The sequence below is a fragment of the Enterococcus sp. DIV0660C genome (genome assembly GCF_017316125.1).
Taxonomy (GTDB): Bacteria; Bacillota; Bacilli; order Lactobacillales; family Enterococcaceae; genus Enterococcus_B.
In genome coordinates this window covers 13,587-39,547 of the sequence record NZ_JAFLWA010000020.1, presented here as the reverse complement: position 1 = coordinate 39,547, position 25,961 = coordinate 13,587, and the positions used below count along the sequence as shown (strand labels likewise).

Sequence of the window (25,961 nt, the reverse complement as noted above, 5' to 3'; positions counted from 1 at the left end):
TACACTTAACGACGTAATTAGTCGAAAATTAAATCACTCAATGCATGCTATTTTTATGAGAAAGATGGGTGAGTAAGATGCTACGAAAAAGTTTAGTAACAGACACTGTAGCATTAGTTACAATTAATGCTTAGGATTTGGGCTATGAATGGAACAAGCAATGTGTTCAAGAAAAAATCCGAGAGTTTCAACAAGATTCGTTTCATCATTTTTTACTTGTTTTTGAAGATCTTGATGAAGAAGTGCAGGATACGTTCACGCAGAAGTTTATTTAACCTGGTATTCCTTGTATTTTTAGGTTTAACTGTAGGAAGAAAAGTACGATGTCAAGGTATTGGAGACGGCCTTGAGCAAGAAGGAAGACGCCGAAAGTATGCGGGGGTTCGTCTGAACTTTGGTCAAGAAAGAGTGGATGCGCATCAATTTTATGAAGTAGGTTATTAGTCTACCAAGAATCAAAAAAAGCTTGATCAAATATCTTTAACTATGAAGAGTGTGTGCATAAAAAACGAGAGGCTAGGAGGTTACGTTTCCTAGTCTCTCATTGATTGATTCGTTATTACAAGCCAACAATGTTTATTCAAACATTTTCTTAGCTGCTCTTGCAAGTGTTGGGATGTCTTTATCATAACGCGGTGTTTTGACAAGACGTGACATTGGGATCCCAGCAAAATGGAATGCGGCAATTTCACCAGAACGAACAGCACTTTGTTCTGTAAAAATCATTTGATAAGGTTGTTCGACAAACTCGCCAGTGAAGGCAAGGTTTGTTGAATGTTTTGGAATAACTTTTGGACGATCTGTTTTTGCCCGATTATTGAACAACGCAGAAGCATAAGGCATATATACTGGAATGTTATTAATAACACTAGCAAAAATGTCTTCTTCTTTTTCTCTGATATTTACTGGACCAGGATCAACTTTTGATAGTTGACCAATAAGTTCTTGCAACATTTCTCGGCCAGTCATTTCAATATAAGGTTTATTCACAAACTCGCCATGACGACGTGGGTAAAGGAAGTAACCCCAAATAACCGTTTCATTTGGTTTTTGTGAAGTAAAATGTGGTTGATGATGAACCACGATCGACATATTGACATCTTTATGACCTAAAGGGGTGATTGGCGTTGTTGAAATAAATGAATTCAACGCGTTGCCGGGTTCTTGAGTGGTAATTCTTGCAATTTCATTCAGCAACAAATGATTTTTAGTTGTTAAAGTAAAGCTGACCCATTCGCTAGTATCTCGATCAGCAAAAAACTTGTCGGGATTTCCCAAATTATAGAAACGTTCACTTGCTTTTTTCCACAAACTTGAAGCGGCACCGTAGTCCATATTTTCGGCAGCAGGTGTTTCGTAATCGCCCAAAGTTGCTGAGTCAGTGATTGAGCCATTGGTAAAGATAACAGCGGTATCGCTGTCAACAATAATATGTTCTTTTTCATTTGTTTCTGTATTGATCATTTCTAAACCAGTTACAGTGATTTCATCTTGCATAGGTGTTTCTTTGAATTCCCAGTCAGTGACTAAACGGTTTAAGATGATCTGACAACCTTGGTCTTTTAAATAATTGATCAATGGCAACATGATGCTTTCATATTGATTGTAGCGTGTACGGTTGACACCTACTAAATGTTCGATTTGTGTAAATTCATAAATCATTTGGTGCATGTAACGACGAAGTTCTTGAGCAGAACTTTGGGTACGGAAAGCAAAAGTTGTTTCCCACATGAACCAGAAATTTGTTTCAAAGAAATGAGGAGATTCTTTGAAATATTCAGCTATTGTTACGTTGTCTAATTTTTCTTCTTCTGAATCAGGCATCGAAATTAGTTTTGTTAAGAGTAAGCGGTCTTTATTGTTGAATCCTAGTTTTCCACCATCAATAATTCCTTTTCCACCTTCTAACAAACGTGCCTTGTCGTATGTTCGATGTTTGGCATCAAAGTCGCGTGTGTCTTCCGCTGCAGTCATTCCTGGTTCTGTTGCAGATGGAATGCGACTGAGTAAATCCATCAAGTCAACATAGGTTCGATAGTTCAGCATTCGACCACCACGAGCAATATAGCCTTTTGTATTTTCCATCGGATGGTTTTTATTCCAATATTCATCTGTGACGGTGTCTGTTGGTGCGCCATCATTTGCACCGTGGTCATCTAACGAGTAAAAAGTGATTTGATTTCCTTGCCATTTTCCTTCTTGAATTAAATACACAGCAGCAGCCATATTGGCAATGCCTGCCCCGATCATGATTGCTTTACTTTTTTTCATTGCGATTCTTCCTCCAGTACTTGGCTTTGACAACTCTGATGATTGGACGACTAGATTGATTCATATTCGTCATATAAATGACTGTCATCTTCAAAGAAACCCGTCTTCTTTCCAACGATAAGTGCACTAATTGCTAGAACACCTAAACCAATGCTTAATTTTAGTAGTTTCTTGTTCATAAGAAAATCCTCCTTTATTTCTCGTGACATCTCTCTTATGTTTTAAATGATAGACCCAATAGTTAAAACTACCAAATGATACGCGTGTCAAAAAAAGATTTTTTTGACACGTTTTGTAGTCTGTCTAATTTATATAAGTAAACATGACAAACGAATTTTTTTGTTCTGATTGGACGAGACCTCTTGCATTCTTTACAATAAAGTTATGGATAATGGAAGAGGTGTGATATGTGATGTTTGATGAAACGTTTATTTTCTATTTGGAATGGGCCATTTTTGTTTTAAATATTTTTTCCATTTTAATTTTGATCGTGGGAATATTTTTAGTGCTTAAAACGCTATTTCAGTTTCAGTCGATAAAAAAAAGTTATGTACAAAGAAATCAGCGCAATGCAGAAGTTAGAAAATTGCTGGCTAGCTATATTTTATTGAGTTTGGAAGTGCTAGTTGTGGCGGATATTGTTGAATCAATTATTCGACCAACTTGGTCAGATATTTTGAAGTTGGCTGTGATGGTTATCATTCGAACAGTGATCTCTTATTTCTTGAACAGAGAAATTTCGGATAAACAAAAACGAGTAAGGGGGAGTGAAGGATGAAGGATATGTTGAATGAACAATTCTTGTCTTATGCACAATACCTCGTTTTAGGATTTAATTTTTTGGCTATCTTATTGTTACTGTGGGGAGCGGTATTATCCGCAAAAGATTTCCTCTATTTTTCATTTGATAAACAATTAACTAAACAGGAAAAAATCAAAAAGAACACGGAAATTAAAAAAATGTTAGGTGGCTACATTCTACTAAGCTTGGAAATCATTATTTCTGCTGGAATCATCGAGTCGATCATCAAACCAACATTGAAAGATATTTTTCAATTGGCGGCATTAGTAGGAATTCGCACGATTATTTCTTATTTCTTGAATGAAGAGTTGGGTGCTTTTGATTCTTCTGAAAATGAAAGATGAATAGGAAGGAAGCAAGGAAAACCAGCTAATAGATAAGCTAAATAAAGATGATTGAATTATTTTCACAAGCATAAATTGATGTTTAGTTTCAGTCTGAAAAAAACTATTTGAACCTGTGTAACTAAAAAAGTGAGGCAAAACAGATAATGTTTTTGTCTCACTTTTTTTATTTGGATAAAAATAACTTGATATGGATTGATGTAAAGTTATTTTAAATTCAATAAATTTTTTGTTTTTATTCTTATTTTAATAAGAAAAAAATTGTTTGTATATCAATTGAAAAGGCTTGCTTGTGAAGTGGGTAGTGGTATAATTTGAAATGATTAAGTAGCATTTTTTTGTTCTAAAAACAACATTCAATTAAAAAAAGAGCACAAAAAAAGCACCGAATACAGTGCCAAAATTTGTTTACGGACTAAGCCTTATTTTAACTTGCTATGTTGTTTTGAATGCTACCAACAAGTACATTTTATCACATATTCGAGAATACACAACAGAAATATTCTTTTTATTTTTACAAAAGAAGTTACAGAAGCAAATTTGGGAGGGATAAAGATGAGAAAAAATTACACGATTGGTCTTGACATCGGCACAGCAAGTGTCGGATGGGCAGTGCTGACAGAAGATTATGATTTAGTAAAACGAAAAATGAAAATTTCAGGTAATACTCAAAAAAAAGCAGTCAAAAAAAACTTTTGGGGTGTTCGCTTATTTGAACAGGGTGAAACCGCTGAAGGACGACGATTGAAACGGACGACTCGTAGACGAATCGCTCGACGCCGACAACGAATTCAATATTTACGTACGATATTCGGTGAAGAAATGAATCAAGTCGATCCGAATTTTTTTGCTCGTTTGGATGAAAGCTTTTCTATCACAGATGAAAAAGAAAATGAACGTCATCCGATTTTTGGAAGTATAGCTGAAGAAGTAGCTTACCATGAACAGTTTCCGACGATTTATCATTTACGTGAGCATTTAGCTAATTCCTCTGAGAAAGCAGATTTACGTTTGGTTTATCTTGCATTAGCGCACATTATTAAGTTCAGAGGACACTTTTTGATTGAAGGAGAACTGAATACAGAAAATTCTTCTGTTTCTGGAACGTTTGAACAGTTTATCCAAGTCTACAATGAAACCTTCAACGTTGAAAAAGAGCTGGACTCACTGACCGCTTTAGATAGGATCGCCGAGCAAAAAATTTCTCGTATGAAGCGAGCTGAACTGATTTTAAGTCTATTTCCTGAAGAAAAAAGTACAGGAGACTTTGCGCAGTTCATTAAAATGATTGTTGGAAATCAAGGGAATGTCAAAAAAACATTTTCGTTGGATGAAGATGCTAAAATCCAATTTTCAAAAGAAGAGTATGAAGAAAATTTAGAAACTTTACTCGCTGAAATAGGTGAAGATTTTCGCAGTGTGTTTGATGCAGCAAAAAGTGTCTATGATGCGATTTCGTTGACCAATATTTTGAAAGTAACTGAAGCTTCCACACGTGCAAAATTATCAAGTAGTATGGTTGCGCGTTTTACAGATCACAAAGAAGATCTAAAAGCATTGAAGCGATTTGTTCGTGAAAACATACCAGACGAGTATGATGATCTATTTAAAAACAAAAAAGTAGCTGGATATGCGGGGTATATCGATGGCGGTGCGACCCAAGAAGCATTTTATAAATATTTGATAAAAACGCTAACGAAAACGACAGGTGCGGAAGATTTCTTAGCAAAAATAGAGCAGGAGGATTTTTTACGTAAACAAAGAACTTTTGATAACGGTGTGATTCCTTATCAGCTCCATCTAGAAGAATTAAAAGCAATTATCAAAAATCAAAAACCATATTATCCCTTTTTAGAGGAAGCGAAAATTAGCCAGCTCATGACATTTAGAATTCCTTATTATGTAGGACCATTAGCACAAGGAGAAGGGGGCTTTTCCTGGCTAACTCGAAAAGAATCTGGAAAAATTACACCATGGAATTTGAATGAAAAAGTAGATATCGAAAAATCAGCAACGGACTTTGTGGAACGGATGACCAATAACGACTCTTATTTGCCAATGGAAAAAGTCTTGCCTAAACATAGCTTATTATATGAAAAGTTTACTGTTTACAATGAATTGACCAAGGTAAAATACATTGATGATAACGGACGTGTGCAGAATTTTTCGAGTAAAGAAAAACAGCAAATCGTCAATGATCTATTTAAGCAACAACGAAAAGTCAAAAAAGAAATACTAGAGGCCTTTTTAAAAAATGAATATGGCATTGAAAATCCAAAAGTGGAAGGAATCGAGAAAGCTTTTAACGCAGGTCTAGGAACGTATCATGATTTAGTCAAACTGGGTATCCGACCAGCGTTATTTGAACAACCAGAATACGAACAACACTTTGAACAAATCGTAAAAATTTTGACTGTCTTTGAAGATCGTAAAATGCGTCGTAAACAATTAGAACAGTTTTCCGACTTATTAACTGAAGAAGAACAAAAGCAATTGGAACGTAAACATTACAAAGGGTGGGGACGTTTATCAGCCAAGCTGATTCATGGTATTGTTGACCAAAAAACACAAAAAACGATTCTCGATTACTTGATTGATGATGATGATCTACCAAGAAATCGTAACCGTAACTTTATGCAATTAATTAACGATGAAAATCTATCCTTTAAAGAAGAAATCGAAAAAATAGCTTTTGACAATGACAAGAATACAGAAGAACGTGTCCAAGAACTAGCAGGTAGCCCCGCAATCAAAAAAGGAATTTTACAAAGCTTGAAAATCGTGGAAGAAATCATTGAGATCATGGGGGAATTACCAACAAATATTGTGGTAGAAATGGCGAGAGAAAACCAAACAACCGCGCAAGGAAACCGTGCTTCGCGGGCACGCATGAAATATTTAGAAGAAGCGATCAAAAAATTTGGTAGTAGTATTTTGGAAGATGAACCGATTAGCAAGGACGCTAATTTACTGAGAAATGATCGCTTGTTCTTATACTATCTCCAAAATGGGCGTGATATGTATACCGGCGATGAGCTAGACATCAACAACTTATCTTCCTATGATATTGATCACATTATTCCCCAAAGTTTCGTAAAAGATGATTCCATCGACAACCGTGTATTGACTACATCTCGTATGAACCGTGGCAAATCAAACACGGTACCTGCTGAAAATATAGTGAAAGAAATGCGACCTACTTGGGAAAGACTTTTGGCTTCCGGACTGATCAGCAAAAAGAAATTCAGTTATTTGACGAAAGCAGTCAATGGCGGTTTGACGGAAGAGGACAAAGCACACTTTATTCAACGTCAATTAGTTGAAACACGCCAGATCACAAAAAATGTTGCTCAGATTTTACACCAAAAATATAACAATCAACAATCATCCGAAAAACCTGTTCGTGTGATTACGTTAAAATCTTCTTTAGCAAGCCAGTTTCGAAAAGATTTTTCGTTATATAAAATTCGAGAACTCAATGATTACCATCATGCACAAGATGCTTACTTGAATGGGGTCATTGCACAAGCTCTATTGAAAGTTTATCCTAAATTAGCACCTGAATTTGTCTATTGGGAGTACACGAAAGTTTCCATTCGTGCACTGAACAAAGCGACCGCCAAAAAAGAGTTCTATTCAAATATCATGAACTTTTTTACAAGCGATGAGGTGTTAAAAAACAAAGAAACTGGCGAAGTCCTTTGGAATCGTCAAAGAGACATCAAGACGATCAAAAAAGTGATGAACTATCATCAAATGAATATCGTAAAGAAAGTTGAAATACAAACGGGTAGATTTACAAAAGAATCAATCTTACCTAAAGGACCTTCAAAAAAATTGATTGCTAGAAAAAACAACTGGGCACCCGTCAATTATGGTGGGTTCGACAGTCCAACAGTGGCATATTCTGTTATTATTACTCATGAAAAAGGAAAAGCGGCGAAAGTTGTTCAACAATTAGTGGGAATCAAAATTTTAGAACGACAAGCGTTTGAAAAAAATGAAGTCGGCTTTTTAGAAGAAAAAGGCTTTATCCATCCTGAAGTTCAATTGAAGCTTCCAAAATATTCTTTGTATCAATTTGCCGATGGTCGTCGTCGTTTATTAGCAAGTGCAGATGAATCTCAAAAAGGTAATCAAATGGTCTTGCCAGATGACTTAGTTGAACTATTGTACCATGCCAAACATGTGGATGATTCCGGTGGTAAAAGCTTGCTTTATTTAGAAAATCATCGCGCAAAATTTACTGAATTATTAGAAGTAATCTTACAGTTTACCGATCGCTATGTTGGTGCGGAAGACAGACAGAAAAAAGTCCGTGATTTATATGAAAAGAATCGTGATGCAAATATGAAAGAATTAGCATCATCATTTATTCAATTACTTCAATTGAACAAACAAGGTGCACCAGCAAGCTTTAAGTTCTTCGGAGAAACAATCGAACGAAGTAGATACAAAAACACAGCAGAACTATATAAGGCAACATTTATTAATCAATCAATTACAGGGTTATACGAAACTCAAAGAAGGTTGGTCTGAGTCAATGGGATGGCGGACAGTAGTAGTAAATACGCATTCTAAATTGACTTACAAAAACAATCATTTAGTTTTTCGGACATATGATCGCCAAGAATTGATCCACCTGTCTGAAATTGATGTTCTCCTACTGGAAACAACAGATATTACGTTAACTACCATGCTGATCAAACGCTTGATTGATGAAAATATTCTGATTCTTTTTTGTGATGATAAGCGTTTGCCTATTGGTAAATTGTTATCTTTCTATGCACGTCATGATAGTAGTTTGCAATTAGCTCGGCAATTGGAATGGAAAGAAAATAGAAAAGCGGAAATTTGGACTGAAATCATTTCACAAAAAATCTTGAATCAAAGTCAGTTACTAGCTGGCTTTGACCTTCAAGAAAAAGCAGCCTCACTTCTTAATCTGCAAAATGAATTAGAAATTTTTGATCCTAGTAATCGCGAAGGTCATGCTGCAAGAATTTATTTCAATGCTTTGTTTGGTAAGGAGTTTACACGTGAGGCGGATAATTCAATCAACGCCGGTTTGAATTATGGCTACACGTTATTATTGAGTATGTTTGCAAGGGAAGTTGTTCAAACAGGTTGCATGACGCAATTTGGGTTAAAACATGCAAATCAGTTCAATGATTTTAACTTAGCAAGTGATTTTATGGAACCATTTCGACCACTAGTTGATCACATCGTTTATGAGAATCAGCATCGGGAATTTCAAGTAATCAAACGAGCACTATTTGATTTGTTTACGAATAATTACCCTTACCATAACAAAAAAATGTTTTTGACCAATATCGTTAGTGATTATACGAAAAAAGTAGTGAAATCACTAAATAACGAGATAGAAAGGGCGCCTAATTTTAGGATATGAGCTATCGTTATATGAGAATGATTTTGATGTTCGACATGCCGACAGAAACTGCCGAAGAGAGAAAAATTTATCGGAGATTCCGAAAGTTTTTACTTAGTGAAGGGTTTATTATGCACCAATTTTCTGTTTATAGTAAAATTTTGCTGAATAACACTGCTAATACAGCTATGATTAATCGATTGAAGCAACATAATCCTAAAAAAGGATTAGTAACAATTTTGACAATTACGGAAAAACAATTTGCGCGAATGCTCTATTTGACAGGAGAACAGGATACTTGCATCGGAAATTCAGATGCAAGGGTCGTTTATCTAGGAGAAGCACATGATGAATTTGAACTTTAAGCTACTTGATGAATCATTAAAATTAAATTTATCAACAATTTTAGTGATTGAAGATGTAAAGACTTATGCACATACTGTTGAACAGTTCTATCATTATGATGAGACGAGTGATCTAAAATTGTTTGATAAAAATCAAAAAAACCTCAAAGAATCTGAACTGATTTTGATCACAGATATTTTGGGGTATGAAGTGAACTCACCTGCAACATTGAAATTTATTTACGCTGATTTAGAAAATCAGTTAAATGAAAAGCCAGAAATCAAAACGAAAATTGATCACCTGTCGATGGAAATTGCCAAAGTGATGCAGCATGAGTTGTTAGAACATGCGCTAGATCTTGAAGAAGATGAGTTGACCCTCATGGAGATATTTAAGTGTTTAGGAATACGGATCGAAACAAAAAGTGATACTATTTTAGAAAAAATGATTGAAGTAATCCAAGTATATCGTTATCTAGTGAAAAAGAAATTATTAGTATTTGTGAATGCTTGTTCTTATTTAACAAAGGCAGAATTACAAATATTAATTGACCATATTTCTTTATACAATGTGGATGTATTATTTTTGGAACCTAGACCAGTTGAGGGTGTTACTCAGCAAATTCTAGATCAAGATTATTTTTTGACAACAAAATAACAGATATCACTTATCTTTTCGTTCTTTGACAAGTAAATCGAACTAATGAAGCATTCATGCTGAAGCCTTGCTATGGGCGAATAGTGCGATTACGGAACCTCAAAAATATTTATCCGAGGTTTTAGAGCTATGCTGTTTTGAATGCTTCCAAAACGTCTGTTGTATGTTGTAACTCAATTTGAACGTTTTAGAGCTATGCTGTTTTGAATGCTTCCAAAACTTTCCCTGTTTTACCTGTTACTGCTATATGGTTTTAGAGCTATGCTGTTTTGAATGCTTCCAAAACTATATACCAACTTTTTTTACTAAGGTTCCTGTTTTAGAGCTATGCTGTTTTGAATAGATACAAAGATTATTTTTCCTGTTGTAGATTGAAAATATGTTTGAGTTAGTATTGATAGCAGGTGTGTTGCTCTCAGTAATATTTCTTTCATGCTGAAAAGGTCTACCAAGCTTTCTAAGACAAATGGGAATCCTTCGTGAGTTCGATACGATGATCCTCACTACCGCATACACACTGTTCACCGACAAAAGATAGTTGATGTCAAGTAAAGGCTATCTGAATTTTCTGTACGATGACTCTAGCGAATTCTTGATATAATCAGAGAAGTAATTGTTATGGATTTAAAGTATGGTTACTTGAGATTTATGATAATCATGTTCGACACAGTTTTATAAAAATAAAGACAAAATCCTACAAACACAGTATTTTTTCTGTGTCTGTAGGATTTTTTGCTTATCATAAAATGAAAAACCGTAGAGCCGCCAAAGAAATCATTCCCACGATGACGATTACTAATAAGTTTTTAGAAATGATTGCACTGAGAACAGTTGGCAAGGAAGCAAATAAGTTTTCCCAGTCGATGCTTGGAAGATGTCCCAAGTTTTGAACGAATAAACTATTGAACCATAGCGCAGACATGATAACGATTGGAACGAAACTTAAAAATTCTGCTACGGGTTGAGAAAAGTTCATTCGCTTAATGAACAAAAAAGGTAAGACCCTTGATAACCAAGTTGCTAAGCCGCAACCTAAAATAGTAAAAAAGAGATAACTAGTAGTATACATGTTTCATCATCACCCCAAATCCACAGCCTAAAAGTGTTACTACAATAATTAATAAGTTACTTGGTATAAAAATCAATCCGAGAACGATTGCTATTAACGTAAATAAAATAACGGAAAATTGTAGAGAAAGAGGTAATGTTCGATCTGCGATTACCTGAAGATAAAGTAGGCCAATAAACATTGCAACAATTGCAAAATCAAGTCCAAATTGTTTGGGGTCATTAATAAAATTACCCATCAGAGCACCAATCATTGTTGCGCCGATCCATGTCAAATAAGAAATAATATTTGCTGTGTTGAGCCACTCAAATGATAACTTTCCTTTACTAAAATTCAACTTGTTCATCCCTAACGCAAAACTTTCATCTGTTAGCAGTGTTCCTAGCATTACATTTTGTGCTAATGAGTTTTCTTTTAAATAATTTGCTAAAGTTGTACTCATGAGGATCATGCGTGAGTTGACTAGGAAAGTAGATAAAATAATTGATAATACAGGGCTTGAAACAGTTAACATACTGACAGTGATGAATTGTGCAGAGCCTGCATAAACAAAAGCTGAGAGCATGAAAATAACGAATAAATGAAGACCAGCAGCATGTCCAACGACCCCGAATGCAATACCAATTCCGATATAGCCAAAAACAGTAGGCAAAGTATCTTTGATGGCAGTTTTATAATCTAATTGTCCGTTCATCTTTATTCTCCTTTCTTGATGTGCCACTAAGCATAGCAGAAAACTTATTGTGATTCTACTACTGTGTCAAAATAAATACGCGGAAATTTTCTCTAAATTTTTGTCAAGAAAAGTGAAACATTTAGTTAAGTGTAAACGATTGCGTTAAACTAAAAATAGATGATTGAATTTTTGGGAAGGAGAAAAGAAGTGTGAGTGATTTAGAGATGTATCGCAGGCTGTTAGCAATTGCTGAAGCAGGTTTGTATTATGGAAAAGATGAATTTGACAAAGAACGGTATCAAGAATTAAAGAAACTTTCTTTGGAACTACTGAGTAGGGTTGGGCGGGAATCTGTTGCTGAACTATTTCAATTAACAGAACAAAATGAGGGATACCCGACACCTAAAGTTGATGTACGCGCGTATATCAAGCAAGAGGATAAGGTACTGCTAGTTGAAGACAAAAAAACAAAAGAATGGGCACTTCCTGGTGGTTACGCTGAAGTAGGTCTGTCGCCCAAAGAAAACATTCAAAAAGAAGTGTTAGAAGAAACAGGATTAATTGTTCAAGTAGATGAGTTATTGGGTATCTTTGATACGAATTTGAGAAAAGATATTCCACAAGTCTATCAATATTATAAACTGATTTTTAGTTGCTCAATTATTGAAGGCTCCTTTGTTGAAAATAACGAAACTTCAAACATGGATTTTTTTGCGTTAGACAACTTACCTAAACTATCGGTAAAACGAACGACGAGAGAACAACTGGAATATTTGCATAAACAAAAGAATACTTATTTTGAGTAAAGTGATTCAAACGATTGAGTCAAATTGACTGGCAGAGGTGCTGATTGATTTGGCTTTTATTTAATTAAAATAAATTGTTGCATTTGCAACAAAAAAGAGTAAACTAGAAAATAAATAAATGAAAAGAGGAATTTGATTGGTAGAGATTCTTCGGGATATTGGTGTGATTGCTCGAGCTTTAGATTCCATCAGTAACATTGAATTCAAAGAAGTTGATTTGACACGTGGTCAGTATCTTTACCTTGTTCGTATTTGTGAAAATCCCGGAATCATCCAGGAAAAATTAGCAGAAATGATCAAGGTGGATCGAACTACAACTGCTCGTGCCATTAAAAAGTTGGAAAAAAATGGGCTGATCGAGAAAGAACAAGATCAAGAAAACAAAAAAATAAGACATCTTTATCCAACAAGTAAAGGAAAAACTGTTTATCCATTAATCATTCGAGAAAATGAGTATTCAAATCAAGTTGCTCTACAGGGGATTACAGAAGAAGAAGCACAGCAATTGAAAATTTTATTAGAAAAAGTGAGTGCAAACGTGAGTGATGATTGGAATTTTGTAAAAAAAGGAAATAAACGAATTTATTGAGAGGAAATTATACTTTATATGGCAGAAATAACTCTAAAAAAACTAACAGAAGATGATGCACAACAACTGCAAGCAATCAGTATTGAAACATATGAAGATACATTTGGAGAATTTAATACAGATGTAAATATGACGATTTATTTGGAAGAAGCTTATGAAATCGGCAAGTTGCGTCGAGAACTAATGACGACTGGTTCGGAATTTTATTTATTAATGGTATCTGATGTACCGGCAGCTTATCTAAAAATCAATATTGATGAGCAACAGTCAGAAGAAATGTCAGCAGATTTTTTAGAAATTGAACGTATTTATGTACGAAAACAGTTTAAACGTATGGGTTTAGGAAATCGTTTGATGGAACTAGCTGTTGCGAAAGCGAAGGAGAAGAAAAAAAGAAAAATTTGGCTAGGTGTTTGGGAACACAACAAAGCAGCGTTAGCTTTTTATCGTAAATGGGGATTTACTCATTTTAGTGAACATATTTTTTATATGGGTGATGATGCGCAAACAGATTATATTTTTGTCAAAGAACTTATTAGAGAGGATGGAAAGTGAAATGAAAAAGGTGATAGTTGATCAAAGCTTTTGGGAAATTTTTCCGAATGCAACAATTGAATTATTAGTTATCGAAGGAATCAATAATCAGGTTGATCCGTCCAATGAGGCGAAAGCTACTCAGTTACTGGGTCAAGCGGCTAAAAAAGCACAAGTTTATCTAACGGAGGAGCCATTTAGTCAAAATGAAGTGATTGTACAGTGGCGACAAGCTTTTACGAAATTCAAAACGAAAAAAGGTGCGCGTTCATCCATTGAAGCTTTATTAAAGCGAGTCAGTCAAGGGCGTGAATTCTCACCGATCAATCCATTGGTGGACTGTTACAACAGTATTTCTTTGGAATATGGCGTGCCGTGTGGGGGGGAAGATCTAGAAAAAATAAAAGGTGATTTACAGTTGGGAAAAGCAATTGGTGGCGAAAAATTTTTACCTTTAGGTGCGCAAGAAGATGCGCCGGCTTTACCAGAAGAACTAATTTATTTTGATGAAGAAGGAGCAATTTGTCGTTGCTTGAATTGGCGTGAAGCACAGCGGACGATGTTGACGGAAGAAACAACCAAGGCGATCTTGGTGATCGAATCAATCAATGAAGAACAGGCAGCCCGGGGTGCGCAGGCAATGGAAGCTTTGAAAGAATTAACGGAGAAGACATTCGATGTAAGTGGAAAAAGAAGTACGTTAACAGCCAAAACCCCTGAAACAATTATTTGATAAAAATACTAATGTTAGCGTGCTAGTGTTAAATGGAATATGAGTTTGGAAAATGTTCGTGTTTTACTGATTATTCTAAATTTTAGTTTACTTATGTTGCTAATTATTATATGATTAAACACGTTGTTTTAGTGTTTAATCATTTTTTTACGGACTTATTTTTTAATGTTCGGATTTTTAGGAGGATGTCAGATGAAGGAAAAAATACTTTCCTACTTCGAGCTAGAAAAGCTAAATACTACGGTCAAACGTGAGGTATTAGCTGGTTTTACTACGTTTATTTCAATGGCGTATATTTTATTTGTTAATCCAACTGTATTGGGTGCTTCTGGTATGGATGAAGGAGCGGTCTTTACAGCAACAGCCTTAGCGAGTGCATTAGGTTGTATTTTGATGGGAGTTTTAGCACGTTATCCAATAGCAACTGCGCCAGCGTTAGGAATTAACGCATTTTTTGCGTATTCCGTTTGTTTGGGAATGGGTATTCCTTGGGAAACAGCACTAGCAGGAGTATTTGTCGCTTCATTGATTTTTATTATCATTACGATTTTTAAATTGCGTGAGATGATTATTGATGCGATTCCAGCAGATTTAAAGTATGCAATTTCTGGTGGTATTGGTCTATTTATTGCTTTCTTAGGTTTGAGTGAAGGCGGAATTATTGTAGCAAATGAATCGACATTGGTTGGTTTAGGCCCCTTGAACGTTGGATCTACTTGGTTAACTATTTTTGGTTTGGTCGTGACAGCTATTCTATTGGTTCGTCGTGTGCCAGGTGGAATTTTTATTGGGATGATTGGGACTACATTACTTGGTTTAGTTACTGGCTTGATCCAAATGCCAACACAAATTATTTCAGCTGCACCAAGTTTGAAACCAACATTTTTGGTTGCTTTGAAACACATTGGGGATATTAATTCTTTACAAATGTGGGTCGTTGTTTTAACTTTCTTATTAGTTACGTTCTTTGATACGGCTGGAACTTTAGTTGGTTTAGCCAATCAAGCAGGATTCATGCGAGAAAATAAAATGCCTCGAGTTGGTAAAGCATTAGCAGCTGATTCAACAGCGATGTTGGCTGGTTCATTGTTAGGAACTTCGCCAGTTGGCGCTTATGTAGAATCTTCTGCAGGGATCGCGGTTGGTGGCCGCTCTGGTTTGACAGCTATTACAACGGGTGGATTTTTCTTATTAGGCTTGTTCTTCTCGCCTTTATTAGCAATCGTGACGCCACAAGTGACAGCACCTGCATTGATTATTGTTGGTGTATTGATGGCTCAGTCACTTCGCCAAATTGAATGGGGAAAAATGGAAATTGCGATTCCTTCTTTCTTGATTTTGATTGGCATGCCGTTAACTTACAGTATTTCTGATGGGATTGCGTTAGGATTTATTTTCTATCCAATCACAATGATTGCTGCTAAACGTGGAAAAGAAGTTTCGCCTATCATGTATTTATTATTCTTTGTTTTTATTGGCTTTATGTGGATTTTAAATGTGAATTAACAAATAAACCGTTACCTATTTGTAAGTGAACTAACTTACAGATAGGTTTTTTTTTAATTAAAACAGAAGAAAAGAGACAATTTATTGATTTGTAGGCGTTTTATTAGTAAAATTGTGATGAGGAAAACTAACTCACAATAATTGGAGGTAACATCATGAAACACACAAAATTAGCAACAACAGTCGTAACTTTGGCAGCAGCAGGAATGTTTTTAACAGCTTGTGGCTCAGATTCAGATAAAGGAACAGCAGCATCTTCAAGCACTGCTTCAACAACAGAAGTAGTTTCAGGTGCATCAGTAAGTGATAAAGCAAGCGACTTAGAAAAAGCGTTAGGTGCTGATGGTAACTGGATCGTTGCAACAACTGCAGACGTTACATTTGATAACGATGTAACAGTTGCTGGTGAATTCCATGACAAAGGTGAAGCAGGTAACGATATCTATCGTAAATTTGCTTTGTACGCACAAGATGATAAACGTAATGTAACAGATGAATACACAGTAACAGTTCCAACATTGATCGTTGAATCAGAAAACTTCAACATCGTTCACGGAACAGTTAAAGGAAATATCGAAGTAAAAGCAAATGGTTTTGTTTTAAACGGTGCGAAAGTTGACGGAAACATCACATTTGAAAAACAAGAATATAAAGATTCTGCTGTTTTAGATAAAGATGGCGCATCAGTAACTGGTGACGTAACAGTCGCTGAATAAAGCAGTATTTCTAAATAATATCAGGTTCTTCATCAAGTGGTTTTGATAGAGAAAAGCATGAGGTGTAATCCAGAGGAGAAGTCCTCTGGATTTTTTTGTCTTCTTATAAAGAAATTTTAATTGCCTCAAAAATTGTTATCGTTAACATTCATCACGAATATTCTTTCTAGTGATTGTGATGAAAGGCTTTTTGTTTTTTTTATGAAAAATGACAAGAAAAGGTCTATTTACTATTTGATTTAGTCACGCTACAATTCAAGCAACCAGATCTAAAGTGAAAAAGCTAATTTCGTTGAATAAAAACGTAAGCGATTTCTTTTTTGCTTGAGCAAATGTATAGGAGGAATGAATATGAAGGAACAATGGTGGCAACGTGCGGTCGTTTATCAAATTTATCCAAGAAGTTTTCAAGATACGAATGGGGACGGAATTGGAGATTTACAAGGAGTTATTTCACGTTTAGATTATCTTGAACTTTTAGGAATAGACGCTATTTGGCTGTCGCCAGTCTATCAGTCACCTAATGATGATAATGGGTACGATATCAGCAATTACGAAGAAATCATGAGTGAGTTTGGTACGATGACAGATATGGAAGAGTTGATTGCAGAAGGAAAGAAAAGAGACATCCGAATCATTATGGATCTAGTAGTCAATCACACTTCAGATGAACATGCTTGGTTTGTTGAAGCACGAAAGAGTCCAGAAAATCCTTATCGTGATTACTATATTTGGCGTGATCCTGTTGCTGGTCAGGTGCCTAATAACTTACGCTCCACATTCAGTGGTTCTGCTTGGGAATTTGATGAAGACTCAGGACAATATTTCTTACATTTATTTAGCAAAAAACAACCTGATTTAAATTGGGAAAATGAAAAAGTTCGTCAAGAAGTCTATGACATGATGAATTTTTGGATTGAGAAAGGTGTCGGCGGGTTTCGGATGGACGTGATTGACTTGATTGGCAAACTTCCAGATCAAGAAATTACAGGAAACGGACCAAAACTCCATGAATACTTACAAGAGATGAATGCTGAAACATTTGGTGGCAAAGATCTTTTAACAGTTGGAGAAACCTGGGGGGCAACGCCAGAAATTGCGAAATTGTATTCTAATCCACAACGAAATGAATTGTCCATGGTTTTCCAATTTGAGCACGTTGGTTTAGATCAGCAAGAAGGAAAAGAAAAATGGGATTTAGCACCATTAGATTTAACCAAATTGAAGGAAGTATTGTCAAAATGGCAAACTTCTTTAGGAAATGAAGGGTGGAATAGTTTATTTTGGAATAACCATGATTTGCCACGAATTGTTTCAAGATGGGGAAATGATCAACAGTATCGAGTAGAGAGTGCCAAAGCTTTTGCAATTTTATTACACTTGATGAAGGGGACGCCCTATATTTATCAGGGAGAAGAAATTGGAATGACCAACTATCCCATTACTGATATCAAGCAAGCAACGGATATTGAAACTATCAATATGTACCAAGAAAGATTATCGTTAGGTTTTTCTAAAGAGGACTTGATTGAATCAATCAATGCTAAGGGGCGAGATAATGCTCGAACACCGATGCAGTGGGATGAAAGTACAAATGGCGGTTTTACGACTGGAACTCCGTGGCTACACGTGAATCCAAATTATCAAACAATCAACGTAGAACAAACATTAGCAGACGCGAATTCGATTTTTTATACCTATCAGCAATTGATTGCTTTACGAAAAGAACATGATGTTATTGTTTGGGGGGAATATGAATTAGTGCACACACCAACAGAAGTTTTTGCTTACTTGCGTAGTTTAGGTGACGAAAAATGGTTGGTCGCATGTAATTTATCGGAACAGAATCAGACAGTTTCAGTTCCACAGAGTACAGAAATTATTTTAACAAACTATGAATTGACAGAGGTACCTGTTGGAGAAGTGACGATGCGTCCGTATGAAGCATTTGTGTTGAAGGTTTGACAAGAAGTAGCTAATTGAGAAAAGTCAGGCAAATGCACTAAACAAGCTACCTGACTTTATTATCAAGTCAGCACGATAAAATAGGTATAGATTTTTGACAAATAATCCAAAAAATCATATGATATGCACACATGATTTTTACAGCAAAAGGATTCAACTGTTTTGTAACTTTAAATAACGAAAATTAGTATGCTTGTATCAGTTTTTCGTGAAAAGAAAATTAGTTAACAATTGCAACTGACGTTGTTCAAATCATTGGAAGTTTTTGCTTAAGTAATCATTCTTGATCAGAAACTTTACATAAATTCAATCCAATTCATTCACAATTCCAACACACACGAGAAAACTTAGCGAAAGAGAACAATTTCATCCGAGAGGAGGAAGAATCTCTTTTACTGAGTTTTTTTGTTTTTTTTAAGGAAAAAATCGTTAAGAAGAGTGATATTTTTGAAACATTTTGACTGAAATGCTATTCTGCAAATAAGAAGATCAGAAAAGGAGAACATAGATGAAAATTGTGATCATTGGCGGTTCATTCGCAGGAATCCACGCAGCTCAATTACTTAACGAAGCTTGTCCACAAGCAGAAATTTATTTGATCGAAAAACAAAATGAAATCGGTTTTATCCCAAGCAGCTTTCATTTACTCTTGACGCAACAAATCATTGACAAAAAACAAAGCCATTGGATAACAAAAGAAAGACTTGAAAAAAATAGTCGAATCAATGTAATGACACAAAAGGCAGCGATTGGGTTAGTGAGAAACGAAGTGATATTAGACAACGGGGAAAAATTACCTTTTGACCAATTGATTATTGCGACGGGTTCCGCGCAAAGTTTTAGACGATTGGAGGAGCCAAAAGCACAGTACATTTATTCCGTTAAGAGGGGAAACGATTTTACTGAGTTGGAAGCAATACTTGCACAAGCGGATAAAGTAGCAGTTGTAGGGGCAGGGCAAGTAGGTGTGGAGCTAGCAGAAGACTTAACAGCTTTAGGAAAAAAAGTTGATCTTTATGAAAGCCGCAATCAAATTTTGTTTCGTTATCTTGATGAACAAATGACAGAGTCAATCGTGAATGAAATGACCAAAAGCGGCATACAGCTTTTTTTGAATGAACAAGTCCAAGTTTTAGCCGATAAAAATGGTGCTATTTTAGAGTCTGAAAAACGCAAAGCTCATTATGATCTAGTTTTATTAGCTAATCATACACGACCAGATAACAGTTTATGGGCAGAGACTATCAGTCTGAATGATGATGGAACGATTTGGGTGGACGACTATCTGCAAACCTCACGAAAAAATGTGTATGCCATTGGAGATGCTATTCAAGTAACCTTTCGTCCAACACAAGAAAAAATGTATGTTTCACTAGTGAATAATGCTATTCGAACAGCACAAGTAGTTAGTCAAACAATCAGTGGGAAACCGACGAAAGATAGTGGTACCTATCGTCCAGTTGGTAATAAATGGTTTGGACATTTTATTGGTAGCGTAGGTTTGACCGAAAGTGAACGCTTTTTTTATGCAGGAAGAGTTCGGAAAATCAATCAAGAACATCGTGTTTCGCTTACGAATAATGAAAAGATTTACCTCCAGTTATTGGTTGATCAGGAAACAGATCAATTGATTGGTGCACAACTTCAAAGTAAGTCATCTGTTTTTCGATTATTGGATCTATTGACGATTGCGATCGAACAGCAGTGGACGTTACAACAATTGGGGGCGCATGAGTTATTTTTCCAACCAGAATACCGAACTCCAGAAACGATTTTAGAGATGAGTGAGTCTTCTTATGAGAGTTGAAGAATTACTAGAAAAGAAAGAACAACTACAAGTAACAATTTTACGTCAATTAGTCTTACGAGGTGGACAATCTTCCTTGAATGAATTGCGTCATGAGGTGGAGTTGTCTAAATCATCCTTTGATTCCTACTTGGAAGAGATTGAACTGATTGGCTTGAGTATGCAAAAAAAAGTAGAAGTTTTTCGAACTGATTATCAAGTCATCTTGTCTTTGGATGAAACAGTAAGTTTGGAACAAATCATATTGCACCTTTTACAAGATAGCTTGAAATACAAATTACTGACATATCTATTGGAACATCAACAAGCTTCAATTGTCCAATTAGCAACGGCTTTTTCTATCAGTGAATCGTCTGTTTTTCGGAAGATTAAAGAATTGAATCGATTACTGAAAGAGTTTGGAATCCAGATAAAAAATGGTCAACTTTACGGAGAAGAACTGCAAGTAAGGTACTTTTATTACGAATTATTTCGATTTATTCCTGAAGAACAACGTCCACTTTACCTCCAAAATACACCAGATAAAAAGACGATTATCTTAGGGTTGGAGCATGTGTTAGAAACAACTTTTTCTACATTTTCGACTGCTCAATTAGCTTGTTGGGTGGGAATTACGAAGAAGCGATTAGTGAGCGAAAAAACGACTTTTTCAACTTTGCGGGAAAAGAAACAGCTATATCAAGAAGATCGGCTGTATCAAACAATCGATGCAATCTTGATTTTATATCTGAGTCGTTTAGCAGCGGATCTAAGTGCGTACGAAACGCTGATGTTTTATAGTTTTTTTGTTTCTTTTTCAATTTTAGAAGAGGAAGTTTTTTATCAGTATGAGTTGACTCGAAGCAAAAAATTACCAACTGCAGTTTTGGATACATATATTCGAGAAACGATGTTATGGCATTATCGTCCAAGGCGACTAAAAATCAGTGAAGAAAAAGCTGTTGGGTATCAACTCTCACAAATCAATAATGAATTATATTTCTTTTATGGTAAATTAACGATTTACGATCGTAAACACTTGCTTGAACAACAGAAAAAGATGCTTGGGCATTCTTTGAGCAAGTTATTGGAACAACTAAAAGAAACAGCTATCAAGCAGCTACCTACGAAAGAATTTGATGTTCAAACATTGGATAACTTAATGATTTTATATGCTAGTGTTCTGATGATGATTGATTTTTATATTGCGAAATTAGTGATTATCGGGATTGATTTAACAACTTTACCGATTTATCGCATTGCTTTCCAGCAATTTTTATTGAGCGAACTTAAGGGAATTAGTGGTGTGCAAGTAGAATCATACCAAGAAGGAAAAAAATATGATCTTATCATAACGTTTAATCAAATTAACAAAGAAGAAAATCGCTATTATCTTTCAGAATTTGCTTCTAGTTATGATATTGCACGATTGAAAAATCAGATTGAACGTTACAAAAAAGAAAAAAATTAACATCTTTGAAAGTCATTCGTATCAAGGAATTGAAAGAAAACTGTCAAAAATAATTCAAAAAAATCAATTTTTGGCAGTTTCTTTTTTTAATTACATTGTATGATTAGTTCAGTTAAAGAAAGCGTTTGCAAAAAATGGAGGGATAACAATGACAGAATCAACTTACATTATGGCCATTGATCAAGGGACAACGAGCTCACGAGCGATCATCTTTGACAAAAAGGGAAGACACATCGGCAGTTCGCAAAAAGAGTTCACTCAACATTTTCCTCAAGATGGTTGGGTCGAACACGATGCAAATGAAATTTGGAACTCAGTTCAATCAGTTATTGCAGGAGCATTTATTGAATCGGGGATCAAACCCAATCAAATCGCTGGGATTGGTATTACGAATCAACGCGAAACGACAGTTATTTGGGAAAAAGATACGGGACGACCAATCTACCACGCAATCGTTTGGCAATCTCGTCAATCAGCGGATATTGCGAATCAATTGAAAGAAGAAGGCTATCAAAAATTCTTCCATGAAAAAACAGGATTAGTGATTGACGCGTATTTCTCAGCTACTAAAATTCGCTGGATTTTAGATCATGTGGAGGGCGCACAAGAGCGTGCAGAAAAAGGCGAATTACTTTTTGGAACAATTGATTCATGGTTGGTTTGGAAGTTGACAGATGGACAAGCACATGTAACAGATTATTCCAATGCTAGTAGAACGATGTTGTTCAATATTCATAATTTAGAATGGGATCAAGAAATTCTTGATTTGCTGAACATTCCTCGTGCAATGTTGCCAAAAGCAACGTCTAATTCAGAAGTTTATGGCTATACACAAGGTTATCATTTTTATGGTAGTGAAGCACCAATTTCAGGAATGGCAGGCGACCAGCAAGCAGCATTATTTGGTCAGATGGCATTTGAACCCGGCATGGTAAAAAACACGTATGGTACAGGTTCATTTATTGTCATGAATACAGGTGAGACACCGCAATTATCAAAAAATAATTTATTAACTACGATCGGTTATGGAATCAACGGCAAAGTGTACTATGCCTTGGAAGGAAGTATTTTCGTGGCAGGTTCTTCGATTCAGTGGTTACGTGATGGGTTACAGATGATGCAAAAAGCAAGTGACTCAGAAGAAGCAGCAAAACGTTCAACAAGTGATGATGAAGTTTATGTTGTTCCAGCGTTTGTAGGGTTAGGCGCACCTTATTGGGATCAAGCAGCACGCGGAGCGATGTTTGGGATTACTCGGGGAACGACGAAAGAAGATATCATTAAAGCAACGTTACAAGGAATTGCTTACCAAGTTCGTGACATCATTGAAACCATGCAGGCAGATACGGGTATTCAAATTCCTGTATTAAAAGTAGATGGCGGAGCAGCCAACAATGAGTATTTAATGCAATTCCAAACAGATATTTTGAACACACCAATCCAACGAGCTGAAAACTTGGAAACAACTGCTTTAGGAGCAGCTTTCTTGGCAGGTTTAGCAGTAGGTTATTGGAAAGATATGGATGAAATTCGTGAATTTTACGAAGCTGGGAAAATGTTTGAGGTTCAAATGGAAGAACAAAGACGTGAGAAACTTTACAGTGGTTGGAAAAAAGCTGTAGAAGCAACACGCGTATTTGAATAAGGGAGGAAAAACCATGTTCTCAAAGAAAACACGACAAGCAAGTATTCAAGCAATGCAAAAAGAAGAATTAGATTTACTCATCATTGGTGGTGGGATTACTGGTGCTGGGGTAGCAGTGCAAGCTGCTGCGGCTGGTATGAAGACTGGCTTGATTGAAATGCAAGATTTTGCTGAAGGCACTTCTTCACGTTCAACTAAGCTAGTCCATGGTGGCATTCGTTATTTGAAAAATTTTGATGTTGAAGTTGTAGCAGACACAGTGACTGAGCGTGCAGTGGTTCAACAGGTTGCACCACACATTCCTAAACCAGATCCAATGCTACTACCTATTTATGAAGATGAAGGTGCAACGACTTTCAATATGTTTTCTGTCAAAATTGCTATGGATTTATATGATCGTTTGGCTAACGTGATTGGGACAAAGTATGAAAATTATACATTGACGCCAGATGAAGTTTTAGAGCGTGAACCATTTTTAAAAAAAGAAGGACTACTAGGTGCAGGTGTTTACCTTGATTTTCGTAACAATGATTCACGTTTGGTGATTGATAATATCAAAAAAGCAGCTGAAGATGGTGCTTACTTGGTAAGTAAAATGAAAGCGGTTGGCTTCTTGTATGAAGGAAATCAAATCGTTGGCGTTAAAGCAAGAGATTTATTAACTGACGAAGTAGTTGAAATCAAAGCAAAAGTTGTAATCAATACAAGTGGACCTTGGGTCGACAAAGTTCGTAATATGAATTTCGCTCGGGCAGTTGTGCCGAAAATGCGTCCGACAAAAGGGATTCATCTAGTAGTCGATAGCAAGAAATTACCAGTTCCACAACCAACCTATTTTGACACAGGTAAGCAAGATGGACGTATGGTTTTTGCTATTCCTCGTGAAAACAAGACGTATTTTGGAACAACAGATACGGATTATCAAGGAGAATACACAGATCCAAAAGTAACGCAAGAAGACGTTGACTATCTTTTAGATGTTATCAACCATCGTTATCCAGAAGCAAATATTACGTTAGATGATATTGAGTCAAGCTGGGCAGGGTTACGTCCATTGTTAATTGGAAATTCTGGTTCAGATTACAATGGTGGTGACAATGGTTCGATCTCAGATAAAAGTTTTAATCAAGTGATTGATGCAGTAACTCAATTTAAAGAAAATCAAGTTTCTCGAATTGAAGTAGAAGATGTTTTGAATCATTTAGAAAATAGTCGTGGTGAAAAAGATTTAGCACCATCTGCCATTTCTCGAGGAAGTTCTCTTGAAATCGAACCAGATGGATTAGTAACTTTATCTGGTGGGAAAATTACCGATTACCGCAAAATGTCTGAAGGGGCATTGGCTTTGATTCGCCAACTATTACAAGAAAAATATGACTTAACCTTCAAAGAAATCGATTCAAAAACGTATGCTATTTCTGGTGGCGATTTTGATCCAACAAAACTAGAAGAAACGGTCGAAGAATTAGCAAAAATCGGTGTGGAAGCTGGCTTGTCTGAAGAAGATGCACATTATATCGCTGATTTTTATGGGACGAATGCTAAGCGAATCTTTGAATTAGCTAAAGAAATGGCACCATATTCTGGTTTGAGTTTGGCAGAATCTGCTCGGTTACGTTATGGTCTAGAAAATGAAATGGTCTTAACACCAGGTGATTACTTCATCCGTCGAACAAACCATATGTTATTTGAACGAGATCAACTAGATGAATTAAAACAACCTGTGATTGACGCAATGGCTGCTTATTTCGGTTGGTCTGAAGAAGAAAAGGAACAAGAAACAAGTCACTTCAATCAATTAGTCGATGAGTCAGATTTACGTGAATTAAAGGAGGAGAATAAATGAGCGCAGAAATGACCCAAATCATGGGAGAGTTTATTGGCACGTTGATTTTAGTATTGCTTGGTGATGGTGTCTGTGCAGCGGTTAACTTGAATAAGAGTAAAGCACAAGCATCTGGTTGGATCGTCATTGCTTTAGGTTGGGGGATGGCAGTAACGATGGCTGTTTACATTTCGGGATTTATGGGACCTGCTCACTTGAACCCCGCAGTTAGTATTGCAATGGCGATGACTGGTGCAATTGGGTGGAACCTTGTTTTCCCATTTATTATTGCCCAAATGCTAGGTGCATTTCTTGGTGCAGTATTAGTATGGCTATCTTACTTACCACATTGGGAAGCAACGAAAGATCAAGGAGCTATCTTAGGAACGTTCGCCACTGGACCAGCAATTAGAAATTATCCTGCAAACTTTATCACTGAATTGATTGGTACGTTTGTTTTAGTTTTAGGTCTATTAGCGTTTGGCGAAAATGCATTTGCTGATGGAACAAATGTATTTGCTGTTGGGGGCTTGATTTTAGCAATCGGTCTATCACTTGGTGGTCCAACGGGATATGCCATTAACCCAGCACGTGACTTAGGTCCGCGTATTGCTCATGCGGTGCTGCCAATTGGGAACAAAGGAACTTCGGATTGGGCATATTCTTGGGTACCGGTTCTTGGACCTGTTGCAGGTGCAATCGTAGCGGTTGGCGTTTTTTCATTGATGGTTTGATAATCAGATAAATTAAATCGTGAATCTCTAAGTGTGGGGTGAAAGTTCATCTCGCACTTTTTTTGGTGAACAAGCATTTTATTTCAACTTACAAAAAG

At 36.0% G+C, this 25,961-nt stretch carries 23 protein-coding genes and 1 CRISPR repeat array; of the genes, 19 read left to right on the top strand and 4 right to left on the bottom strand.

The features are described from left to right. Positions 1–144: 144 nt before the first annotated feature. The gene (locus DOK81_RS06185; protein ID WP_206909366.1) at positions 145–444 is read left to right on the top strand and encodes a hypothetical protein; all 300 of its coding nucleotides are present in this window, start codon (positions 145–147) and stop codon (positions 442–444) included. 132 nt (positions 445–576) lie between these two features. On the opposite strand, the gene DOK81_RS06180 is transcribed toward DOK81_RS06185, so the two are convergent. Both DOK81_RS06180 and DOK81_RS06175 read right to left on the bottom strand, forming a co-directional pair. Beyond that, on the bottom strand, positions 577–2,271 hold the full coding sequence (locus tag DOK81_RS06180; RefSeq protein ID WP_206909364.1) for an oleate hydratase: 1,695 nt from the start codon (positions 2,269–2,271) through the stop codon (positions 577–579). Positions 2,272–2,321: 50 nt separating this feature from the next. After that, positions 2,322–2,450, bottom strand: a complete 129-nt coding sequence (locus DOK81_RS06175; RefSeq protein WP_206899385.1) for a methanol dehydrogenase — start codon at positions 2,448–2,450, stop codon at positions 2,322–2,324. A 233-nt stretch (positions 2,451–2,683) separates the two neighbouring features. On the opposite strand from DOK81_RS06175, the gene DOK81_RS06170 reads away from it, so the two are divergent. The 6 genes from DOK81_RS06170 (at position 2,684) to csn2 (ending at position 9,808) form a co-directional block, all read left to right on the top strand. Then, positions 2,684–3,049 (top strand): DUF1622 domain-containing protein, encoded by a 366-nt coding sequence (locus DOK81_RS06170; protein ID WP_206909362.1) that lies wholly within the window; start codon positions 2,684–2,686, stop codon positions 3,047–3,049. Next, the gene (locus DOK81_RS06165; protein ID WP_206909360.1) at positions 3,046–3,417 is read left to right on the top strand and encodes a DUF1622 domain-containing protein; all 372 of its coding nucleotides are present in this window, start codon (positions 3,046–3,048) and stop codon (positions 3,415–3,417) included. Before DOK81_RS06170 ends, DOK81_RS06165 begins: the two co-directional genes overlap by 4 nt. Positions 3,418–3,972: 555 nt before the next feature. After that, a complete protein-coding gene (gene cas9 / locus DOK81_RS06160) occupies positions 3,973–7,956 on the top strand; it encodes a type II CRISPR RNA-guided endonuclease Cas9 (RefSeq protein ID WP_206909357.1) in 3,984 nt (1,327 codons plus the stop codon). A 4-nt stretch (positions 7,957–7,960) separates the two neighbouring features. Then, positions 7,961–8,827 (top strand): type II CRISPR-associated endonuclease Cas1, encoded by an 867-nt coding sequence (gene cas1, locus DOK81_RS06155; RefSeq protein ID WP_206909355.1) that lies wholly within the window; start codon positions 7,961–7,963, stop codon positions 8,825–8,827. Next, positions 8,824–9,171 (top strand): CRISPR-associated endonuclease Cas2, encoded by a 348-nt coding sequence (cas2, locus tag DOK81_RS06150; protein ID WP_206909353.1) that lies wholly within the window; start codon positions 8,824–8,826, stop codon positions 9,169–9,171. The genes cas1 and cas2 overlap by 4 nt, the downstream gene beginning before the upstream one ends. Further along, on the top strand, positions 9,155–9,808 hold the full coding sequence (gene csn2, locus DOK81_RS06145) for a type II-A CRISPR-associated protein Csn2 (protein ID WP_206909350.1): 654 nt from the start codon (positions 9,155–9,157) through the stop codon (positions 9,806–9,808). Before cas2 ends, csn2 begins: the two co-directional genes overlap by 17 nt. 118 nt (positions 9,809–9,926) lie before the next feature. Next, a CRISPR array of direct repeats spans positions 9,927–10,162; the repeat unit is 38 nt; unit sequence GTTTTAGAGCTATGCTGTTTTGAATGCTTCCAAAACTT. Positions 10,163–10,547: 385 nt separating this feature from the next. Here the strand turns inward: csn2 and DOK81_RS06140 are convergent. Next, positions 10,548–10,877, bottom strand: coding sequence for an AzlD domain-containing protein (locus DOK81_RS06140; protein ID WP_206909348.1), 330 nt, complete (start codon positions 10,875–10,877; stop codon positions 10,548–10,550). Beyond that, entirely contained in the window at positions 10,864–11,571 is a 708-nt protein-coding gene (locus DOK81_RS06135; RefSeq protein ID WP_206909345.1) for an AzlC family ABC transporter permease, read from the bottom strand. Before DOK81_RS06135 ends, DOK81_RS06140 begins: the two co-directional genes overlap by 14 nt. Before the next feature lie 206 nt (positions 11,572–11,777). Here DOK81_RS06135 and DOK81_RS06130 point away from each other — a divergent pair, with 206 nt between their 5' ends. From DOK81_RS06130 to DOK81_RS06075, 12 genes are all read left to right on the top strand, one after another. Then, positions 11,778–12,359 carry an NUDIX hydrolase N-terminal domain-containing protein gene (locus tag DOK81_RS06130; protein ID WP_206909450.1) on the top strand — a complete coding sequence of 194 codons (582 nt, stop codon included), beginning with the start codon at positions 11,778–11,780 and terminating at the stop codon, positions 12,357–12,359. A 136-nt stretch (positions 12,360–12,495) separates the two neighbouring features. Further along, positions 12,496–12,948 carry a MarR family transcriptional regulator gene (locus DOK81_RS06125; protein WP_206909343.1) on the top strand — a complete coding sequence of 151 codons (453 nt, stop codon included), beginning with the start codon at positions 12,496–12,498 and terminating at the stop codon, positions 12,946–12,948. An 18-nt stretch (positions 12,949–12,966) separates the two neighbouring features. After that, positions 12,967–13,503 (top strand): GNAT family N-acetyltransferase, encoded by a 537-nt coding sequence (locus DOK81_RS06120; protein ID WP_206909341.1) that lies wholly within the window; start codon positions 12,967–12,969, stop codon positions 13,501–13,503. A 1-nt stretch (position 13,504) separates the two neighbouring features. Beyond that, complete coding sequence (locus tag DOK81_RS06115; protein ID WP_206909340.1) at positions 13,505–14,215, top strand: phenylalanine--tRNA ligase beta subunit-related protein; 711 nt, start codon at positions 13,505–13,507, stop codon at positions 14,213–14,215. A gap of 192 nt (positions 14,216–14,407) precedes the next feature. After that, entirely contained in the window at positions 14,408–15,721 is a 1,314-nt protein-coding gene (locus DOK81_RS06110) for an NCS2 family permease (RefSeq protein ID WP_067483128.1), read from the top strand. A 155-nt stretch (positions 15,722–15,876) separates the two neighbouring features. Next, entirely contained in the window at positions 15,877–16,437 is a 561-nt protein-coding gene (locus DOK81_RS06105) for a polymer-forming cytoskeletal protein (protein ID WP_206909338.1), read from the top strand. A 351-nt stretch (positions 16,438–16,788) separates the two neighbouring features. Further along, on the top strand, positions 16,789–18,402 hold the full coding sequence (locus DOK81_RS06100) for an alpha-glucosidase (protein ID WP_206909337.1): 1,614 nt from the start codon (positions 16,789–16,791) through the stop codon (positions 18,400–18,402). 508 nt (positions 18,403–18,910) lie between these two features. Next, positions 18,911–20,209 carry an FAD-dependent oxidoreductase gene (locus DOK81_RS06095; protein ID WP_206909336.1) on the top strand — a complete coding sequence of 433 codons (1,299 nt, stop codon included), beginning with the start codon at positions 18,911–18,913 and terminating at the stop codon, positions 20,207–20,209. After that, the gene (locus DOK81_RS06090) at positions 20,199–21,659 is read left to right on the top strand and encodes a helix-turn-helix domain-containing protein (RefSeq protein ID WP_206909335.1); all 1,461 of its coding nucleotides are present in this window, start codon (positions 20,199–20,201) and stop codon (positions 21,657–21,659) included. Before DOK81_RS06095 ends, DOK81_RS06090 begins: the two co-directional genes overlap by 11 nt. Before the next feature lie 148 nt (positions 21,660–21,807). Then, positions 21,808–23,304, top strand: a complete 1,497-nt coding sequence (glpK, locus tag DOK81_RS06085) for a glycerol kinase GlpK (RefSeq protein ID WP_206909334.1) — start codon at positions 21,808–21,810, stop codon at positions 23,302–23,304. 13 nt (positions 23,305–23,317) lie between these two features. Beyond that, positions 23,318–25,150 (top strand): type 1 glycerol-3-phosphate oxidase, encoded by a 1,833-nt coding sequence (gene glpO, locus DOK81_RS06080; protein ID WP_206909333.1) that lies wholly within the window; start codon positions 23,318–23,320, stop codon positions 25,148–25,150. Continuing rightward, entirely contained in the window at positions 25,147–25,863 is a 717-nt protein-coding gene (locus DOK81_RS06075) for an MIP/aquaporin family protein (protein ID WP_206909332.1), read from the top strand. The genes glpO and DOK81_RS06075 overlap by 4 nt, the downstream gene beginning before the upstream one ends. Positions 25,864–25,961 lie beyond the last annotated feature (98 nt).

Bases quoted from the DNA above. Each gene is read 5' to 3' on its own strand.
- glpO (WP_206909333.1), top strand. From the start codon at position 23,318: ATGTTCTCAAAGAAAACACGACAAGCAAGTATTCAAGCAATGCAAAAA.
- DOK81_RS06110 (WP_067483128.1), top strand. From the start codon at position 14,408: ATGAAGGAAAAAATACTTTCCTACTTCGAGCTAGAAAAGCTAAATACT.
- csn2 (WP_206909350.1), top strand. From the start codon at position 9,155: ATGAATTTGAACTTTAAGCTACTTGATGAATCATTAAAATTAAATTTA.
- glpK (WP_206909334.1), top strand. From the start codon at position 21,808: ATGACAGAATCAACTTACATTATGGCCATTGATCAAGGGACAACGAGC.
- DOK81_RS06115 (WP_206909340.1), top strand. From the start codon at position 13,505: ATGAAAAAGGTGATAGTTGATCAAAGCTTTTGGGAAATTTTTCCGAAT.
- cas9 (WP_206909357.1), top strand. From the start codon at position 3,973: ATGAGAAAAAATTACACGATTGGTCTTGACATCGGCACAGCAAGTGTC.
- DOK81_RS06170 (WP_206909362.1), top strand. From the start codon at position 2,684: ATGTTTGATGAAACGTTTATTTTCTATTTGGAATGGGCCATTTTTGTT.
- DOK81_RS06140 (WP_206909348.1), bottom strand. From the start codon at position 10,877: ATGTATACTACTAGTTATCTCTTTTTTACTATTTTAGGTTGCGGCTTA.
- DOK81_RS06120 (WP_206909341.1), top strand. From the start codon at position 12,967: ATGGCAGAAATAACTCTAAAAAAACTAACAGAAGATGATGCACAACAA.
- DOK81_RS06130 (WP_206909450.1), top strand. From the start codon at position 11,778: ATGTATCGCAGGCTGTTAGCAATTGCTGAAGCAGGTTTGTATTATGGA.
- DOK81_RS06180 (WP_206909364.1), bottom strand. From the start codon at position 2,271: ATGAAAAAAAGTAAAGCAATCATGATCGGGGCAGGCATTGCCAATATG.
- DOK81_RS06135 (WP_206909345.1), bottom strand. From the start codon at position 11,571: ATGAACGGACAATTAGATTATAAAACTGCCATCAAAGATACTTTGCCT.
- DOK81_RS06100 (WP_206909337.1), top strand. From the start codon at position 16,789: ATGAAGGAACAATGGTGGCAACGTGCGGTCGTTTATCAAATTTATCCA.
- DOK81_RS06165 (WP_206909360.1), top strand. From the start codon at position 3,046: ATGAAGGATATGTTGAATGAACAATTCTTGTCTTATGCACAATACCTC.
- DOK81_RS06185 (WP_206909366.1), top strand. From the start codon at position 145: ATGAATGGAACAAGCAATGTGTTCAAGAAAAAATCCGAGAGTTTCAAC.
- DOK81_RS06095 (WP_206909336.1), top strand. From the start codon at position 18,911: ATGAAAATTGTGATCATTGGCGGTTCATTCGCAGGAATCCACGCAGCT.
- DOK81_RS06175 (WP_206899385.1), bottom strand. From the start codon at position 2,450: ATGAACAAGAAACTACTAAAATTAAGCATTGGTTTAGGTGTTCTAGCA.
- cas2 (WP_206909353.1), top strand. From the start codon at position 8,824: ATGAGCTATCGTTATATGAGAATGATTTTGATGTTCGACATGCCGACA.
- cas1 (WP_206909355.1), top strand. From the start codon at position 7,961: ATGGGATGGCGGACAGTAGTAGTAAATACGCATTCTAAATTGACTTAC.
- DOK81_RS06105 (WP_206909338.1), top strand. From the start codon at position 15,877: ATGAAACACACAAAATTAGCAACAACAGTCGTAACTTTGGCAGCAGCA.
- DOK81_RS06075 (WP_206909332.1), top strand. From the start codon at position 25,147: ATGAGCGCAGAAATGACCCAAATCATGGGAGAGTTTATTGGCACGTTG.
- DOK81_RS06090 (WP_206909335.1), top strand. From the start codon at position 20,199: ATGAGAGTTGAAGAATTACTAGAAAAGAAAGAACAACTACAAGTAACA.